11 protein-coding genes and 2 tRNA genes are annotated in these 17,296 nt (G+C 61.3%); 8 read left to right on the forward strand and 5 right to left on the reverse strand.

Features of this window, described 5'->3' with window-relative positions; all coding sequences use genetic code 11:
* Positions 1 to 49: 49 nt before the first annotated feature.
* From CKW13_RS14730 to CKW13_RS14745, 4 genes are all read right to left on the reverse strand, one after another.
* Positions 50 to 1,615: an iron ABC transporter permease gene (locus CKW13_RS14730; protein WP_095109361.1), complete on the reverse strand. Its 1,566-nt coding sequence runs from the start codon at positions 1,613 to 1,615 to the stop codon at positions 50 to 52.
* Positions 1,615 to 2,640, reverse strand: coding sequence for an extracellular solute-binding protein (locus CKW13_RS14735; RefSeq protein WP_095109362.1), 1,026 nt, complete (start codon positions 2,638 to 2,640; stop codon positions 1,615 to 1,617). Before CKW13_RS14735 ends, CKW13_RS14730 begins: the two co-directional genes overlap by 1 nt.
* Positions 2,641 to 2,858: 218 nt before the next feature.
* A tRNA-Leu gene (locus tag CKW13_RS14740) sits at positions 2,859 to 2,945 on the reverse strand.
* A 187-nt stretch (positions 2,946 to 3,132) separates the two neighbouring features.
* Positions 3,133 to 3,219 (reverse strand) — tRNA-Leu (locus CKW13_RS14745).
* Positions 3,220 to 3,443: 224 nt separating this feature from the next.
* Between CKW13_RS14745 and rnr the strand changes: the two genes are divergently transcribed.
* The 7 genes from rnr to dnaB all read left to right on the forward strand — a co-directional run bounded on the left by rnr (position 3,444) and on the right by dnaB (position 10,617).
* A complete protein-coding gene (gene rnr, locus CKW13_RS14750; RefSeq protein ID WP_095109363.1) occupies positions 3,444 to 6,056 on the forward strand; it encodes a ribonuclease R in 2,613 nt (870 codons plus the stop codon).
* Positions 6,053 to 6,814 (forward strand): 23S rRNA (guanosine(2251)-2'-O)-methyltransferase RlmB, encoded by a 762-nt coding sequence (rlmB, locus tag CKW13_RS14755; RefSeq protein WP_095109364.1) that lies wholly within the window; start codon positions 6,053 to 6,055, stop codon positions 6,812 to 6,814. The genes rnr and rlmB overlap by 4 nt, the downstream gene beginning before the upstream one ends.
* Positions 6,815 to 7,018: 204 nt before the next feature.
* Positions 7,019 to 7,441, forward strand: coding sequence for a 30S ribosomal protein S6 (gene rpsF, locus CKW13_RS14760; protein ID WP_003217491.1), 423 nt, complete (start codon positions 7,019 to 7,021; stop codon positions 7,439 to 7,441).
* A gap of 28 nt (positions 7,442 to 7,469) precedes the next feature.
* Positions 7,470 to 7,700, forward strand: a complete 231-nt coding sequence (rpsR, locus tag CKW13_RS14765; RefSeq protein ID WP_002551829.1) for a 30S ribosomal protein S18 — start codon at positions 7,470 to 7,472, stop codon at positions 7,698 to 7,700.
* Positions 7,701 to 7,736: 36 nt separating this feature from the next.
* A complete protein-coding gene (locus tag CKW13_RS14770) occupies positions 7,737 to 8,630 on the forward strand; it encodes a hypothetical protein (protein ID WP_095109365.1) in 894 nt (297 codons plus the stop codon).
* Between the two features lie 19 nt (positions 8,631 to 8,649).
* Positions 8,650 to 9,096, forward strand: a complete 447-nt coding sequence (gene rplI / locus CKW13_RS14775) for a 50S ribosomal protein L9 (protein WP_027617542.1) — start codon at positions 8,650 to 8,652, stop codon at positions 9,094 to 9,096.
* A gap of 126 nt (positions 9,097 to 9,222) precedes the next feature.
* Positions 9,223 to 10,617 (forward strand): replicative DNA helicase, encoded by a 1,395-nt coding sequence (dnaB, locus tag CKW13_RS14780; protein WP_095109516.1) that lies wholly within the window; start codon positions 9,223 to 9,225, stop codon positions 10,615 to 10,617.
* A gap of 8 nt (positions 10,618 to 10,625) precedes the next feature.
* Here the strand turns inward: dnaB and CKW13_RS14785 are convergent, their stop codons facing one another.
* Entirely contained in the window at positions 10,626 to 14,609 is a 3,984-nt protein-coding gene (locus CKW13_RS14785; RefSeq protein ID WP_095109366.1) for a dermonecrotic toxin domain-containing protein, read from the reverse strand.
* A gap of 180 nt (positions 14,610 to 14,789) precedes the next feature.
* Here CKW13_RS14785 and CKW13_RS14790 point away from each other — a divergent pair, with 180 nt between their 5' ends.
* Positions 14,790 to 17,093, forward strand: coding sequence for a YgiQ family radical SAM protein (locus tag CKW13_RS14790; RefSeq protein WP_095109367.1), 2,304 nt, complete (start codon positions 14,790 to 14,792; stop codon positions 17,091 to 17,093).
* Positions 17,094 to 17,296: the final 203 nt, after the last annotated feature.

The following is a 17,296-nucleotide window of genomic DNA, read 5'->3' on the forward strand; positions in this document are numbered from 1 at the left end:
GTAGATCTTCTGTGGGAGCGGGCTCCCTCCCACAGCCACCAGGCCTATTTCAACGGCTCAGGTACATCCGCGTCGTCAGCAAATACACCGGTAACCCCGACACCAGGATCAGCAGCGCCGCATAGGGTGCGGCGGCGGCGAACTCCACATTCGCCGTATGCGCCCACACCTCGGTGGCCAGGGTGTTGAGCCCGGTGGGGCTGAGCAGCAGGGTCGCGGTGAGCTCTTTCATGGCATCCAGGAACACCAGCGCAAACGCAGCGCCCAGGGCCGGGAAGATGATCGGCAGGGTCACCCGGCAAAACGCGCTGAAGGAGCTGGCGCCAAGGGTGCGTGCGGCTTCCTCCAATTGCGGCGCGGCTTTGTTTAGTGCGGTGCGGATCGGTGCCTGCGCCAAGGGCAGAAACAACAGGGCGTAGGCGATCAGCAGCAAGGCCGACGTCTGATAAAGCACGGGCACGTAATGGAGGGCGAAGAACACCAGGGTCAGTGCGATCACCAGTCCCGGCAGAGCGTGCAGTAGGTACGGCAGGCGTTCGGCCCACAGGGCCAAGGCACCTTTGTAGCGCACCACCAGCAAGCCGACGGGCACCGCCAGCACTAGGCACAGCGCCGCGCCGCCCAGGGACAGGGCCAGGGACGAGAGCAAGGCCTCGCTGATGGCCGCCACGGGAAAGGCCGCCGAAGACCCCACCGCCAACCAATAAGCCAGCATCCCCAGGGGCACACCGCTGCCAATGATCGCCAGCATCAGGCAATAGGCCTGCCCCATCAGTGCCCATTTGCCCAGGCGCACCTGCTCTGCTTGGCGCGCCGCGCCTTGGCCGGTGCGCACGTGGCGGCCCTTGCCGCGTACCCGTAACTCCAGCCACAGCAGCACCAGGCAGAGGGCGAGCAGCACTGCCGAGAGCATCGCAGCGTTGGCGTTGCTGAACTCCAGTTCAAACTGCTGGTAAATCGCCGTGGTAAAGGTTTGCAGGCCAATGATCGACAGGGCGCCGAACTCCACCAGCATGTGCAGGGCAATCAGCAGTGAGCCGGCCAGCAACGATGGCCAGAGCAGGGGCAAGGTGACACGAAAGAACACTCCCCAGCGGTTTTGCCCCAGGGTGCGGGCGGACTCCTCCAGGGATGGGTCGAGGTTGCGCAGCGTCGCCGCCACCGGCAAAAACACCAGCGGGTACTTGGACAGGGTCATTACGAGAATCGCCCCGCCCAGGCCCTCGAAACTGGCGCTCAAAGATACCCAGGTGAAGCTGCTGACAAACGCCGGTACCGCGAACGGCAAGCACAGGATCACGCCCCACAGGCGTCGCCCAGGTAGGTTGCTGCGCTCCAGCAACCAGGCCAGCGACAGGCCAATGACCCCGCAAGCCATCGTCACGCCAACCATCAGCAGTAAGGTGTTGCTCAGCAGGCGCAGCACATAAGGCCGCCACAGCAGATGCACCGCCTCGGCCCAGCCGGCCTGCCAGGCCTTGAGCCCCACATATAGCAGGGGCAGCAAGCTGAGGCCGATCAGCAGCAACACCGGTAGCAGCAGCCAGATCGAGGGGCGTTTGCGCCCGGGCACATAGTTCGAGCCTTGGGCGCGCGCGCGCAGCGATGTGCCCATCAGTTCAGGCCAACGTCACGTTCCAGGTCCAGGGCTTCTTCGGCGTTGCCCAGGTCCGCCGGGGTGACTTTCGGCGCCTGCAGTTCACTGAACGGCTTGAGCCCGCGATCCGACTCCATGCCTTTATGCAGCGGATATTCGGCGGTGGTCTGGGTAATCACGCGCTGGCCTTCTTCGCTGACCATGTAGGCGAGCAACTGTTGGGCTTCTTTTGGGTATTTGCTGGACTTGATGACCGCAGCGCTAGACACGGTAATCAGCCCGCCGGCGTCGCCATCGGTGAAGTAGTGCAGTTTGGAGTCGAGCTGGCCTTTTTCCCGTTGCAGGGCGAACCAGTAGTAGTTGTTCACCAGCACGGTGGCGACTTCACCGTTCTCCACGGCTTTGAGCGCCACCATGTTGTTGCTGTAGGTTTTGCCGAAAGCGCGCAGGCCGGTGAGCCATTCTTCGGCCGCGTCCATGCCATGTAATTTGATGATCGCCACCGCTTGTTCCTGGAACGCGCCGCTGGTGGGCACGAAGCCGACTTTGCCCTGCCACTCGGGGTTGGCGAAATCCAGCACGGTTTTGGGCAGGTCTTTTTCGTCGATCAGTTTCGGGTTGAACGCCACCACGCGCACACGAGCGGTCACGCCGATCCAGGTGCCATTGCTCGCCACGTAGTCCTTGGGCAACACGGTGAGTGTGGCGTCGTCGGCTTTGGCCAGCAGGCCTTGTTCACCGAGTTTGTTCAGGGGAGGGGACTCCTCGGTGTAGATCACATCGGCGGGGGAGCGGTCGCCTTCTTCGACGATCTGGCTGGCGAGCTGGTTGCTGCTGCCCTTGCGCACGTTGACGTGAATACCGGTCTTGGCCTCAAACGCCTTGGCCACGGCGTCCCCCACTTCCTTGTGCTGGCCGTTGTAGAGCGTCAGGGTGACCGGGTCGCCAGCCTGGGCGAGTGGTGCGAACAGGGCCAGGCCCAGCAGGGAGAGGATCAAGCCACGTAGAAGGGAGGTTGCACGTCGGGTATATCGAAGCATCATTCGCAGGGTTCCTCGCGGTCGCATTGCAAAAACTTGTAACAATAATAAACGATATTGTTTCTCAAGTGCGGATGGATACCGCTTGACTGCCGAGGAGGGAAATGGGGAGGGCTTGCTGAGGAGGTGTACGCAGTTTTGCAAATCAAAAAGCCAGAAATGCAAAAACCCGCTTTCGCGGGTTTTTGTGAAACACCAGCGTGGAAGGCTGATGCTTGAATTGGTGCCCAGAAGAAGACTCGAACTTCCACGACCTTGCGGTCACCAGCACCTGAAGCTGGCGTGTCTACCAATTTCACCATCTGGGCAGTATCAACAACATTTTCGCGCTGTTGATGGGGCGAACTATACGGAGAGAGTTTTGATCTGTAAACCCCTGTTTTCGTTTTAATAAACCGAATACTTGGAATGAAATCAAACACTTGGAATGCAAAAACCCGCTTTCGCGGGTTTTTGTGTGAGCTTCAAAGTTGAACTAACCTCAAGCTCTGAATTTGGTGCCCAGAAGAAGACTCGAACTTCCACGACCTTGCGGTCACCAGCACCTGAAGCTGGCGTGTCTACCAATTTCACCATCTGGGCAGTATCGGCAACGGCTACGTCGTCGATGGCGCGCACTATACGGAGGCAGTTTTGAGCTGTAAACCCCTGTTATCAAAAAACCAGCGAAAAATTCGCAAGCGGTCTTCTAATGCGTTTTCTGCGTAGGTCAAAGGGCTTTTAAGGGGCTCTTGGAGTCTGAAATTTCCCGTTTCATTACGCCTATGCCAAACTAACCCGCATATAGACAAGGTGAAAACTCTCTAATGGCCGATTGGCAGTCCCTCGATCCCGAGGCCGCTCGTGAAGCGGAAAAATATGAAAACCCTATTCCTAGCCGTGAACTGATCCTTCAGCACCTTGCTGATCGGGGTTCGCCTGCTAGCCGCGAGCAACTGGTAGAAGAATTCGGCCTGACCACCGAAGACCAGCTCGAAGCCTTGCGCCGCCGCCTGCGTGCCATGGAGCGCGATGCTCAACTGATCTACACGCGCCGTGGCACTTATGCGCCGGTGGACAAGCTCGACCTGATCCTGGGGCGCATCAGCGGCCACCGTGACGGCTTTGGCTTCTTGGTGCCGGATGACGGCAGCGACGACCTGTTCATGAGTCCGGCGCAAATGCGCCTAGTGTTCGATGGTGACCGCGCGTTGGCCCGTGTTTCCGGTCTGGATCGTCGTGGCCGCCGCGAAGGCGTGATCGTCGAAGTGGTGTCCCGTGCCCACGAGACAATCGTCGGTCGCTATTTCGAGGAGGGCGGCATCGGCTTCGTGGTTGCCGATAATCCGAAGATCCAGCAGGAAGTGCTGGTGACTCCGGGTCGCAATGCCAGCGCCAAAGTCGGCCAATTCGTTGAGGTGAAAATCACCCACTGGCCGACGCCACGCTTCCAGCCGCAAGGTGATGTGGTGGAAGTGGTGGGCAACTACATGGCACCCGGCATGGAAATCGATGTCGCGCTGCGTACCTACGACATTCCCCATGTCTGGCCTGAAGCGGTGCTCAAAGAAGCCGCCAAGCTCAAGCCGGAAGTCGAGGAAAAGGACAAAGAGAAGCGCATCGACCTGCGCCACCTGCCATTCGTCACCATCGACGGCGAAGATGCCCGCGACTTCGACGATGCGGTGTACTGCGAAGCCAAGCCGGGCAAGCTGCGCCTGTTCTCCGGCGGCTGGAAGTTGTACGTGGCGATTGCCGACGTTTCCAGCTACGTGAAGATTGGCTCGGCCCTGGACAATGAAGCCCAGGTACGCGGTAACTCGGTGTACTTCCCCGAGCGCGTGATCCCGATGCTGCCGGAGCAACTGTCCAACGGCTTGTGCTCGCTGAACCCGAAAGTCGACCGTTTGGCCATGGTGTGCGAGATGACCATGTCCAAGACCGGCGAAATGACCGATTACCAGTTCTACGAAGCGGTGATCCACTCTCAGGCGCGCCTGACCTACAACAAGGTCAGCACCATCCTGGAGCAGCCGAAAACCAGCGAGGCCAAGGCCCTGCGCGGTGAGTACGGCCATGTCGTGCCGCACCTCAAGCAGCTTTATGCGCTGTACAAGGTGCTGCTGGGCGCTCGTCATGTGCGCGGTGCCATCGACTTTGAAACCCAGGAAACCCGAATCATCTTCGGCTCCGAGCGCAAGATCGCGGAAATCACCCCGACCACCCGCAACGATGCCCACAAGCTGATCGAAGAGTGCATGCTGGCGGCCAACGTGGCCACCGCGGAATTCCTCAAAAAGCATGAAATTCCAGCTCTGTACCGGGTGCACGATGGTCCGCCGCCGGAGCGCCTGGAAAAACTGCGCGCCTTCCTGGGTGAACTCGGTTTGTCCCTGCATAAAGGCAAGGACGGCCCATCGCCGAAGGATTACCAGGCACTGTTGGCCAGCATCAAGGATCGTCCGGATTTCCACCTGATCCAGACCGTCATGCTGCGCTCGTTGAGCCAGGCAGTGTATAGCGCTGATAACCAGGGCCACTTCGGCCTGAACTACGAAGCCTATACCCACTTCACCTCGCCGATCCGCCGCTACCCGGACTTGCTCACGCACCGGGCGATCCGCAGCGTGATCCATTCGAAGATGAACACCCCGCACGTCAAGCGCGCCGGTGCCATGAGCATTCCCAAGGCGCGGATCTATCCGTACGACGAAGCGGCCCTGGAGCAACTCGGCGAGCAGTGCTCGATGAGCGAACGCCGTGCCGACGAAGCGACCCGCGACGTTGTGAACTGGCTCAAGTGCGAGTTCATGAAAGATCGCGTGGGCGAGTCGTTCCCGGGGGTCATTACCGCCGTGACCGGTTTCGGTCTGTTCGTCGAGCTGACCGATATCTACGTCGAAGGCCTGGTTCACGTCACGGCATTGCCGGGCGATTACTACCACTTCGATCCTGTGCACCACCGCCTCGCTGGCGAGCGCACCGGCCGTAGCTTCCGCTTGGGCGACACCGTGGAAGTACGGGTCATGCGCGTCGATTTGGACGAGCGCAAGATCGACTTCGAGATGGCTGAAAAAACCATCAGCGCGCCGATCGGCCGCAAGAAACGGGGGGCAGAAGCAACCGCCCCAGCCGCCAAGGCCGCCGCCGAACCTGCACCGGCGAAAACCGGGCGTCGCACTTCGACCAAAGAGAAGGCCAGCGAAGCCTATCGCCCAAGCGATGCCGCGGCGAAGAACGCCGAGTTGCGCAAAAGCCGTGAATTGAAACAGGCATTGTTGGCCGAAGCGAAAAGCGGTGGTAAAGCGGCGTCTGGGGGAAAGCCCGCAGCGTCGGACAAGTTGAGCAAACCGAGTAAACACCGTAAGGGCCCGCCCAAGGCAGGCTCGGCCCCGGCTGCGAAAAGCGGCGGGGCGCGCAAACCTAAGGCCAAGTCATGAGTCTGGAAAAAATCTACGGCGTGCATGCCGTGGAAGCGTTGCTGCGTCACCACCCCAAGCGCGTCAAGCAGATCTGGCTGGCCGAAGGCCGCAATGATCCGCGGGTGCAGACCCTGATCGAGCTGGCCAACGAAAACCGCGTTGCGGTCGGCCAGGCCGAACGTCGCGAGATGGATGCCTGGGTCGAAGGCGTGCACCAGGGCGTAGTCGCGGATGTGAGCCCGAGCCAGGTCTGGGGCGAAGCCATGCTCGATGAGCTCCTGGATCGCACCGAAGGCGCGCCGCTGTTGCTGGTGCTCGACGGTGTGACCGACCCGCACAACCTCGGCGCTTGCCTGCGTTCGGCCGATGCGGCGGGTGCGCTGGCGGTAATTGTGCCCAAGGACAAGTCGGCAACCCTGACGCCGACTGTACGAAAAGTGGCCTGCGGTGCGGCGGAAGTGATCCCGCTAGTGGCCGTGACCAACCTGGCCCGGACGCTGGAAAAGCTCCAGCAGCGCGGCCTGTGGGTCGTGGGCACGGCAGGGGAGGCGGAGGTCAGCATCTATGACCAAGACCTGACCGGCCCGACCATCCTGATTATGGGTGCCGAAGGCAAAGGCATGCGCCGCCTGACCCGCGAACATTGTGACTACCTGGTGAACTTGCCGATGGCGGGCAGCGTCAGCAGCCTCAACGTGTCCGTGGCGACCGGCGTATGCCTGTTCGAGGCCCAGCGCCAGCGCGGCGCGAAAAAAGCCGCCGCTACACGCAAGTAAATCAGCCCTAAGCTGCAAGTTAAGCGTCGATGCGCTTGCAGCTTGTCACTTGCAGCTTGCAGCTTAGAGCCTCCTTCTCTACTATTGCGCCCCTTGCCTTCATGGCAGGCACGCATGTGCCTCACCGTGGCAAGGTCCATAAGTGTCATTCACTCCTTGTCTGACCGCTTTTGAGCGGCAGGCTACAACCCGTAAGGAGCATTCATGCGTCATTACGAAATCATCTTTTTGGTCCACCCGGATCAAAGCGAGCAAGTCGGCGGCATGGTTGAGCGTTACACCAAGCTGATCGAAGAAGACGGCGGCAAAATCCACCGTCTGGAAGATTGGGGCCGTCGTCAACTGGCCTACGCAATCAACAATGTTCACAAGGCTCACTACGTGATGCTGAACGTTGAGTGCACCGGCAAGGCCCTGGCCGAGCTGGAAGACAACTTCCGCTACAACGATGCAGTGATCCGTAACCTGGTCATCCGTCGCGAAGAAGCCGTTACTGGCCAATCCGAGATGCTCAAGGCTGAAGAAAACCGCAGTGAGCGCCGTGAGCGTCGCGACCGTCCTGAGCACGAAGGCGCTGAAAGCGCTGATAGTGATGACAGCGACAACAGCGATAACGCTGACGAGTAATCCACGGACCTTTTAAGGAGCCAATTACATGGCACGTTTCTTCCGTCGTCGTAAATTCTGCCGCTTCACCGCTGAAGACGTGAAAGAGATCGATTACAAAGATCTCAACACTCTGAAAGCCTACGTATCCGAGACCGGCAAAATCGTTCCAAGCCGCATCACCGGTACCAAAGCTCGTTATCAGCGTCAGCTGGCCACCGCTATCAAGCGCGCCCGCTTCCTGGCCCTGCTGGCCTACACCGACAGCCACGGCCGCTGAGACCGGGCAGTCGACACGTAGTAAGGGATTGAATGCATGCGCGCCTTAGCTGAGTTCATCATGCGCGGTCGTGTGCAGGCCACTGCTGTAGTGGCCGGATGTGCTGCATTGCCGCTGTTGTATTGGTTGGGTGCTGCCGCAGGAAGCCTTGTGCTGCTGCGGCGCGGTTTGAAGGATGCCTTGGGCGTCGTTGCCCTGGGATTGCTGCCGGCCTTGTTCTGGTGGCTGTACTCCTCAGATCCTCGCGCACTCATGGTGCTGCTGGGGTCTTCGGGCCTTGCGTTGGTTTTGCGCGCAAGCGAGTCCTGGAACCGCGTGCTGCTGGTCAGCATAGCGATGGGGTTGGTGTTTTCAGTGGTGTTGGGTGCGGCTTTCCGCCCTCAGATCGAAGGCTTGGCGCAGGAATTGATAAAAATCCTGCCGCTGGCCCTCGGGGATCTCTACCAGCAGTTCTCGGTAGAGGAGCGAGCGCGTCTCGCAGCACTGGTGGCACCGGTCCTAACCGGCCTGATTGCGGCATTGTTGCAGGTCGTCAGCTTGTTGAGCCTGATGCTTGGGCGTTATTGGCAGGCGTTGTTGTACAACCCGGGTGGTTTTGGTCGCGAGTTTCGCGCCATCCGAATCCCGCTGGGGCCGGCGATGTTGCTGCTGGCGTGCATGCTTGTGGGGCCGAACTTCGGTTCCCAGATGGCCATGTTGACGCCGTTGTGCAGCGTACCGTTGGTGTTCGCCGGGCTGGCCCTGATGCACGGGCTGGTGGCGCATAAGCGTCTGGCCAAGTTTTGGCTGGTGGGGTTGTACGTAACGCTGTTGCTGTTCATGCAGCTGATCTATCCGTTGCTCGTGGTGTTGGCCATTGTCGACAGCCTGATTGATTTTCGCGGTCGTTTGGCGCCGAAAGACGCCGATAGCGCGAACGGTGAAGGTTAAAAGTTAAGAGGATTTTCACATGCAACTGATCCTTCTGGAAAAAGTCGCCAACCTGGGCAACCTGGGCGACAAAGTAAATGTTAAGGCCGGCTACGGTCGTAACTACCTGCTGCCTTACGGCAAGGCTACCGCTGCGACCGCTGCCAACCTGGCTGCGTTCGAAGAGCGTCGCGCCGAGCTGGAAAAAGCAGCAGCGGACAAGAAAGCTTCGGCTGAAAGCCGTGCTGCCCAACTGGCTGAGCTGGAAGTGACTATCACTGCCACCGCTGGTGACGAAGGCAAGCTGTTCGGTTCGATCGGCACCCACGACATCGCTGATGCACTGACCGCCTCTGGCGTTGAAGTGGCAAAAAGCGAAGTTCGTCTGCCAAACGGCACCATCCGCAACGTTGGCGAATTCGACGTGGCCGTGCACCTGCACGCCGAAGTCGAAGCAACCGTACGCGTTGTTGTGGTGGCTGCTTAAGCAGCACGCAATCGTCTGGCACCTTGTGTGCTGGACGGTTAACATCGGGCACGATCCTGTTTACAGGTCGTGCCTTTTGTTTTTCTGCAGCTTCCGATTTTTCACCACCCCCAATTCCAAGTGGCCATGAACGATATCTCTGTTCCCGAGCAATACGATCTGCAAACCGCTGCCCTGAAGGTCCCGCCCCATTCCATCGAGGCCGAACAGGCTGTGCTCGGTGGTCTGATGCTGGACAACAACGCCTGGGAACGCGTGCTCGATCAAGTCTCGGACGGTGACTTCTATCGCCATGACCACCGCCTGATCTTCCGCGCCATTGCCAAGTTGGCGGACCAGAACTCACCGATAGACGTAGTGACCCTGGCCGAGCAACTGGACAAGGAAGGCCAGAGTGCCCAGGTCGGCGGCCTCGGTTATCTGGGTGAACTGGCGAAAAACACGCCGTCGGTCGCCAACATCAAGGCTTACGCACAGATCGTCCGTCAGCGCGCCACCCTGCGCCAGTTGATCGCCATCAGCACTGAAATCGCTGACAGTGCCTTCAACCCGGAAGGGCGCACCGCCGAGGAGATTCTCGACGAAGCCGAACGGCAGATTTTCCAGATCGCCGAGGCCCGGCCGAAAACCGGTGGCCCGGTCAGCGTCAACGACCTGCTGACCAAGGCCATCGACCGCATCGATACCCTGTTCAACACCGATAACGCCATCACGGGCCTGTCCACCGGTTACACCGACCTCGACGGCATGACCAGTGGCTTGCAGCCTTCGGACCTGATTATCGTCGCCGGTCGTCCGTCCATGGGTAAGACCACGTTCGCGATGAACCTGGTGGAAAACGCCGTGTTGCGCAGCGAGAAGGCGGTTCTGGTGTATTCCCTGGAGATGCCAGGCGAATCGCTGATTATGCGTATGTTGTCGTCCCTGGGGCGGATCGACCAAACCAAGGTCCGCGCCGGTCGCCTGGAGGATGACGACTGGCCGCGCCTGACCTCGGCGGTCAATCTACTCAACGACCGCAAGTTGTTCATCGACGATACCGCCGGCATCAGCCCTTCGGAGATGCGCGCCCGCACCCGGCGCCTGGTGCGTGAGCACGGCGACATCGGCCTCATCATGATCGACTACCTGCAATTGATGCAGATCCCGGGTTCGGGGGGCGACAACCGCACCAACGAAATTTCCGAGATCTCCCGCTCCCTCAAGGCCCTGGCCAAGGAGTTCAACTGCCCGGTGGTGGCCCTGTCCCAGCTCAACCGCTCCCTGGAGCAACGCCCCAACAAGCGCCCGATCAACTCCGACTTGCGTGAATCCGGCGCTATCGAGCAAGACGCCGACGTCATCATGTTCGTGTATCGCGACGAGGTGTATCACCCCGAGACCGAGCACAAGGGCATTGCCGAGATCATCATCGGCAAGCAGCGTAACGGCCCCATCGGCACGGCGCGCTTGGCGTTTATTGGCAAGTACACGCGCTTCGAGAACCTGGCGCCGGGCAGCTACAACTTTGACGACGAGTAACGCCTCTCTCACGGCGCTCGGGTCATGATCCGGCGGATCTGCTCCGAGGTGTAGCCGTAGTCCCAGCGCAGCTCCGTTTCGGCGGGGATGTCCGTGAGGGTGAACAGCACGCTGATCTGCAAGCTCTGCGCCTCCTCTTGGCCACGGCTGGCCTTCACCGCGTAGCTCACCATATGGGCGTTATAGCCTTGGCGGGCCTGGCGGGGCGAGCGGTTCCTGGGGAACTCGAACAGGGTGTTGATACGCGAAAGGATGTTGTCGCCCGACAAGTAATCGCCAGCACGCAAGCGTTCGCGAATCGCCCGTTTGTAAGGGGGCAGGTCTTCCACGTCGATCACAAAGGCATTGTTGCTCTGGTCGGCACGCCACCTGGGGATCAACCGCCCGCCATAAACCCCCAGAATTTCATCCTTGCGCAGGTCCCTGCGGGCCACCACTGTGTGTTGGCCGATCATCACCCGTTCTTGCGGGCTGCGCGCGTCGCTTTCGATAAAAGTGCGCACTTTCAGTTTTTCCTCATAGAGCTGTGCTACCCGTTCATACCCCTCGCGCTCCAGATAAGGCATCACCAGCTCCGTGGCGAAGCGTGGTTCGTCGTTCGGCGGGCGGATCTGGGTGATGTAGAGCGGTCGGTCATAGTTGTCGCGCAGTGGGTAGCGGCCATTGTTGACCCGGTCGTACTCCCCGATCTTGTTGGGTACGCCGTTGGTCGCCGAGCGTTGGCGCATGCGTGCCAGCTCTTGCGTCGTAAACGGCTCGGGCATGAGGTAGTCCGAAGCGGTGTAGAAGGTGCTGCTGCTCGGTTCCACCGCCCGGTAGCGCGAAGGACCGATACCGCCACCCAGCAAGCCGGCGTCTGTGGCGATTTCCCAGCCGCCGTCGGTCTTGGGGCGGATGTAGGGTTTGTAGGCGCGCCAGGGGTTGCGGGCGTCCACCAGTTGCCAGCCGGGGTTGGCGTTACGCACCTGGTAATACAGATTGTTTTCCTGCACGTAATGGTTGTAGCCACCCACATCCCGGCGGGGCTGCTCATAGATATTGTCTTCGCGCAGGGTCAGTCGTGGCGGGGTGGTGGGCACGGCGAACAGTTCATCGAAGCCCCCGCCAGGGCTGGCCGCGGCCGTATCCACCGCAGTGCTCGCTTGCATGTAGGCCACGGCATTTTCCACCCGTTGTTTCACGGTCGCGCGTAGGGCGTCGTGAATGACTCTGGGTTCGACTTGGGCCGTGCCGAACAGGGCGTTGCGATCGGCTTCGGGCAGGGCGCGGGCGAGGGTGGTGAACAGATCGGCGGGCGTCTGGCGTGGGGTATCGGCGACCACATAGGTGCTGGCGCTGCGGGAAAGGGTGAGGGTTTGAGTAGCGGTCTCATCGCCGACGCTACCCAGCAAACGGTTGTTGTGCAGGGCGTCGCGCATCTCCAGGCGCAGGTGCTGGGGCCAGCGGGGCAGTTGCTCCAGGCAAACAAACGCCAGCAGATCGCTGTCGGCGCTGTGCAGGGTGTCGAGGAACAGGCCTTCATAGGGCGCGCGTGCCAGCACCTCTTCGTGGTACTGCAGCGCTTCTTCGTGCATCAGCGGGTTTAGGCTTTCCTCGCGCACCAGGCGTTGCTGCTCAGGGTGGCCGAGGCTGAGGCTGAGGTCTTGCAGGTAGCTTTTGGGCAGGTCGGGCAGCAGTTGGCGCAGGGTTTTTTCGGTCGTGGTCTCCGGTTGCTCGGTGCCCTGGTAGAGCCGCGCGAATAAGGCCTTCTTGTATTCGAGGGCCTCTTCGTGAAGGCGCAAGGCCAGTCGGTCGGGGTTGCTGACGTAGGGCAAGTAGGTGTCGTCAATCAGGGCAAGGTAGGTGTCGGTGTCGAGTTGCTCTTCCAGGCATTGCAGCAATTGGCCGTTGTGCAAGCGGGCCAGCGGCACTTGAATCTCGCGCTCGCCTTGCGGCTCGGCGGCGGGTAGCGCGAGCAGGGTGTTGCCCGACGGGTCGAGCACTTTCACGCTGTGATTGGCCGGCCATTCGGGCAGTAGGGTCACCAGGTGCAGTTGGATAAAGGGCGACTCGGGTGTCAGCTTTTGCCCTTCGGCTTGCGCCAGGTCGAAACCGTCGATGGCCCGTTCCAGGTTCAGGCGTTTCACGCTGTCGCGCAGCAGCGCGGGCGGGCGCATGCCTTCCTGATGCAACTGGCGCAGCGCGGGTTGGTCGATGCCGCTGATGAGCATGAGTGGCTCTACATCCTCGGCCTGGATATGGGCGGTGGTTGCCCCCAGGCGTTTTATCAACTTGAGGTTGTTCCATTCCTGCGGGCGCTCATGGGGCAGGCGCCAGCCGCCGGCGCCATTACTCAGCAGCGGCGGGCGGTAGGCGTCCGGGTCCTGGGGGTGTAGCAGTTGCCACTGGTTGCTGGCCGTGTCGAGTTGCGCCTGGTAGAGCTGGTCGTCCAGGCGCACGTAGTGACTGGCGTTGAACGCGTACAAACCGCGGCTATCGGGGGGCAGGGCGCCGGGCAACTGCAAGGTTTGCCGGTAAGGTGTCAGGTCCGGGTTCCAGAGGCGCCAGTTGCCGTTGCGCAATTTGACGCTGACCAGCTTGGCCACGGCCCCGCCGGCCTTGACCGCGGCCGCCGTAAATACCAGCGATGCGGCTGTATCGGCCACGTCCAGCAGGTCGTTCAGGGCGGCGACACTGTCCCCGCGGCTCCAGAATTCGAACCCGTGGTACACCGAGTGGATGACTTCGGCGGCGGTCACCGCCAGCATCGCTTCGCCGACTACCGGCACGAAGGACAGGGCGAAGAACAACAGCGATTTGCCCAGGTCCTCATAGCCTTGCAGGCGTACTTCACGGGCGGCCAGATCGGCGTCTGCTGAGGACACGGCGAGCACTTTGGCATCCTCCTTGATCTTGGCGATGTGCAGCGCGGCACTGGCACTCAGCACATCGCCTTGGATCAACTGGCGCGCCACAGGCTCGACGATGCTCGCCGGCTCGTTGATGAGGCGGGGGCCGTTGGGCCAGTGGGTGACCCATCGGTACGTGTGGGGCTTAAGGGTATAGAGGCGGCCGTGGTGGCGCTGGGGCACGAAGCGTTTGAAGAACGTCTCGTAACCCGGCTGTTCCAGGCGGTTGGCCAGCGCATCTTTCAGGGCCTGGAACGACGGGTACTGGTACAAGGGGCCGTAGGGGTCTTGGGGGATGTAGAGCACCTGCTCGGCGTCGATGTGTTTGTCGTAAATCACCAGAATGCCGGGCAGTGGCACGTTGTTGATGGTCAAGTGCGCGCAGCGCAGGTCGGGGTGTTCGCCGTTCGCTTGCAGAGTGATTAGCGATTCATACAGGCGTGGGGAGATGACCCCCTTGATCCTGGCGATATGGGCGGCCACCGCTAGGGCGTCCTGCTCGCAGCGGCGTAACACGGTCGCCGCGTCCGGCCCGCTGGTGGCGCTGAGCACGCTGTCCAGGTGCTCCTGGAAGCGCTGGCCCAGGTTCAGGCGTCGGCAGAACCCGGCGAACATGACCGGGGTGACGACGCTTTTTTCCTGTCTGCCGTGTTCGTCGGTGTACAGGCCGGAACCGGTCTCGAACCCGCCATCCTCAGCCTCTGCCGCGTCGAAATTCTGCAGGGCCGCTTCCAGCAGCGATTGTGTGGTGGTTTGCCGGTGGGTCTTTACCAGGCCCAGGATGTGGGTGGTTTTCCATTCGCGCACCAGTGTGGTGCGGTCACTGTCCAGCAGGTCGAGGAACTCCTGGCGCAAGGCGTTCTTGAGCAGTGGGCTGGCAAACTCGACCGGGTTTTGCAGGGGGCTGAGCAGCTCGGCCATGTCATGCCGCGACTGGTTGCTGGCCAGCAGGCTGGTGCGCAGGGCGGCACGCAGGGGCGGTGTGGCTTGCTTGAGCCATGTCGGCAAGTGGTAGTGAATGAAGCGGGCGTGCTGAGGCAGGGCTTTTGCAACGGGAGAGGCGTCGTTCAAGTGGGTCACCGCAGGTCGGAATGAGTGGGCCATCGTTCGGGCCAGACTATTGCTCCGCTGCCTGCGCCTGCGTTGGATATCTAGTGCCATGGGCGGGGCAAAACAGGCGAGTGGGGCGCGAGGCGGTAAAGGCCGACCGTTGCGGTCGGAATTGGTCAAATTTTGTGCTATATTCCGCGCCCGCGATTTTTCATCTCAACACCGGTCACCGTCATGCAAACAGCCAAGCCGTTATTTGACTATCCCAAGTACTGGGCCGAATGCTTCGGTCCAGCGCCATTCCTGCCCATGAGCAGGGAGGAGATGGATCAGCTCGGCTGGGATTCATGCGACATCATCATCGTCACCGGTGATGCCTACGTCGACCATCCGTCCTTTGGCATGGCGATCATCGGCCGGCTCCTGGAATCCCAGGGGTTTCGCGTCGGGATCATTGCCCAGCCCAACTGGCAGTCCAAAGACGACTTCATGAAACTGGGCGAGCCGAACCTGTTCTTCGGCGTCGCGGCCGGCAACATGGACTCGATGATTAACCGCTACACGGCCGACAAGAAAATCCGCTCCGACGACGCCTACACCCCCGGCGGCATGGCGGGCAAGCGGCCGGACCGCGCCAGCCTGGTCTACAGCCAGCGCTGCAAGGAAGCCTACAAGAACGTGCCTATCGTGCTGGGCGGCATCGAGGCTTCGCTGCGCCGCATCGCCCACTACGACTACTGGCAGGACCGGGTGCGCAACTCGATCCTGATCGACGCCAGCGCCGACATCCTGCTGTACGGCAACGCCGAGCGGGCCATTGTCGAAGTTGCCCAGCGCTTGTCCTACGGGCACAAGATCGAAGACATCACCGACGTGCGCGGCACCGCGTTCATCCGCCGTGACACCCCGGCAGGCTGGTACGAGGTGGATTCCACCCGCATCGACCGCCCGGGCCGGGTCGACAAGATCATCAACCCCTACGTCAACACCCAGGACACCCAGGCCTGCGCCATCGAGCAGGAAAAAGGCCCGGTCGAAGACCCGAGCGAAGCCAAGGTTGTGCAGCTGCTGGCCAGCCCGAAGATGACCCGCGACAAGACCGTGATCCGCCTGCCCTCCGTGGAAAAAGTGCGCAACGACGCGGTGCTCTACGCCCACGCCAACCGCGTGCTGCACCTGGAAACCAACCCGGGTAACGCCCGCGCCTTGGTGCAGAAGCATGGCGAAGTGGACGTCTGGTTCAACCCGCCGCCCATTCCCATGACCACCGATGAAATGGACTACGTGTTCGGCATGCCTTACGCCCGCGTTCCGCACCCGGCGTACGGCAAGGAGAAAATCCCCGCCTACGACATGATCCGCTTCTCGGTGAACATCATGCGCGGCTGCTTCGGCGGCTGTACCTTCTGCTCCATCACCGAGCACGAAGGGCGGATCATCCAGAACCGCTCCGAAGAGTCGATCATTCGCGAGATCGAAGAAATTCGCGACAAAGTCCCTGGTTTTACCGGCGTGATCTCCGACCTCGGCGGCCCGACCGCGAACATGTACCGCATCGCCTGCAAGAGCCCGGAAATCGAATCAGCGTGCCGCAAGCCGTCCTGCGTGTTCCCCGGCATCTGCCCGAACCTGAACACCGACCACTCGTCGCTGATCCAGCTGTACCGCAGCGCCCGTGCGTTGCCGGGGGTGAAGAAGATCCTCATCGCCTCGGGGCTGCGCTACGACCTGGCGGTGGAATCGCCCGAGTACGTCAAAGAGCTGGTGACCCACCACGTGGGTGGCTACTTGAAGATCGCCCCGGAACACACCGAGGAAGGGCCGCTCAACCAGATGATGAAACCGGGCATCGGCACCTACGACCGGTTCAAGCGCATGTTCGAGAAGTACACCAAGGAGGCAGGCAAGGAGCAGTACCTGATTCCGTACTTCATCGCCGCCCACCCCGGCACCACCGACGAAGACATGATGAACCTGGCCCTGTGGCTCAAGGGCAACGGTTTCCGCGCCGACCAGGTGCAGGCGTTCTACCCCTCGCCCATGGCCACCGCCACCGCCATGTACCACTCGGGCAAGAACCCGCTGCGCAAGGTCACCTACAAGAGCGACAGCGTGACCATCGTCAAGAGCGAGGAGCAGCGCCGCTTGCACAAGGCGTTCCTGCGCTACCACGACCCCAAGGGCTGGCCGATGCTGCGCGAAGCCTTGACCCGCATGGGCCGTGCCGACCTGATCGGGCCGGGCAAGAACCAGTTGATCCCGCTGCACCAACCGGCCACCGACAGCTACCAGAGTGCCCGGCGCAAGAACTCCACGCCGGCGGGCAGCCATAAAGTGGCCCAGGAAAAAACCACCAAGATCCTCACCCAGCACACCGGCCTGCCGCCGCGTGCCAGTGACGGCGGCAATGCCTGGGACAAGCGCGAACAGGCCAAGGCCGCCGCGTTCGCCCGCAACCAGCAGGCCGCCAAGGAACGCAAGGACGCGGCCAAGGGCAAGGGCCCCAAACCTGCGCGCAAACCGGTCGTGCCGCGCTAAGCGCCAGCGCCTGTGGATAGAACGCCAGCCTTCGGGCTGGCGTTTTGCGTTGGGGGCATCGCGAGCAGGGCTCGCCACATTTATGTGCGCCTGCCACCTGCACAAATCCTGCATTGCGCGGTTTTGGTGCTGTACTGCGTTGAGCAAATGGAGAAAGCGCCGAGGATGCCGGGTGGCATAACTCTTGCGCGCTTTCAAAGACG

The organism is Pseudomonas sp. Irchel 3E20, assembly GCF_900187645.1.
Lineage (GTDB): Bacteria > Pseudomonadota > Gammaproteobacteria > Pseudomonadales > Pseudomonadaceae > Aquipseudomonas.

Coding starts and splice junctions, on each gene's coding strand:
- rlmB (WP_095109364.1), top strand. CDS start 6,053: ATGAGTCTGGAAAAAATCTACGGCGTGCATGCCGTGGAAGCGTTGCTG.
- rnr (WP_095109363.1), top strand. CDS start 3,444: ATGGCCGATTGGCAGTCCCTCGATCCCGAGGCCGCTCGTGAAGCGGAA.
- CKW13_RS14730 (WP_095109361.1), bottom strand. CDS start 1,615: ATGGGCACATCGCTGCGCGCGCGCGCCCAAGGCTCGAACTATGTGCCC.
- rpsR (WP_002551829.1), top strand. CDS start 7,470: ATGGCACGTTTCTTCCGTCGTCGTAAATTCTGCCGCTTCACCGCTGAA.
- rpsF (WP_003217491.1), top strand. CDS start 7,019: ATGCGTCATTACGAAATCATCTTTTTGGTCCACCCGGATCAAAGCGAG.
- CKW13_RS14770 (WP_095109365.1), top strand. CDS start 7,737: ATGCGCGCCTTAGCTGAGTTCATCATGCGCGGTCGTGTGCAGGCCACT.
- CKW13_RS14735 (WP_095109362.1), bottom strand. CDS start 2,640: ATGATGCTTCGATATACCCGACGTGCAACCTCCCTTCTACGTGGCTTG.
- rplI (WP_027617542.1), top strand. CDS start 8,650: ATGCAACTGATCCTTCTGGAAAAAGTCGCCAACCTGGGCAACCTGGGC.
- dnaB (WP_095109516.1), top strand. CDS start 9,223: ATGAACGATATCTCTGTTCCCGAGCAATACGATCTGCAAACCGCTGCC.
- CKW13_RS14790 (WP_095109367.1), top strand. CDS start 14,790: ATGCAAACAGCCAAGCCGTTATTTGACTATCCCAAGTACTGGGCCGAA.
- CKW13_RS14785 (WP_095109366.1), bottom strand. CDS start 14,609: ATGGCCCACTCATTCCGACCTGCGGTGACCCACTTGAACGACGCCTCT.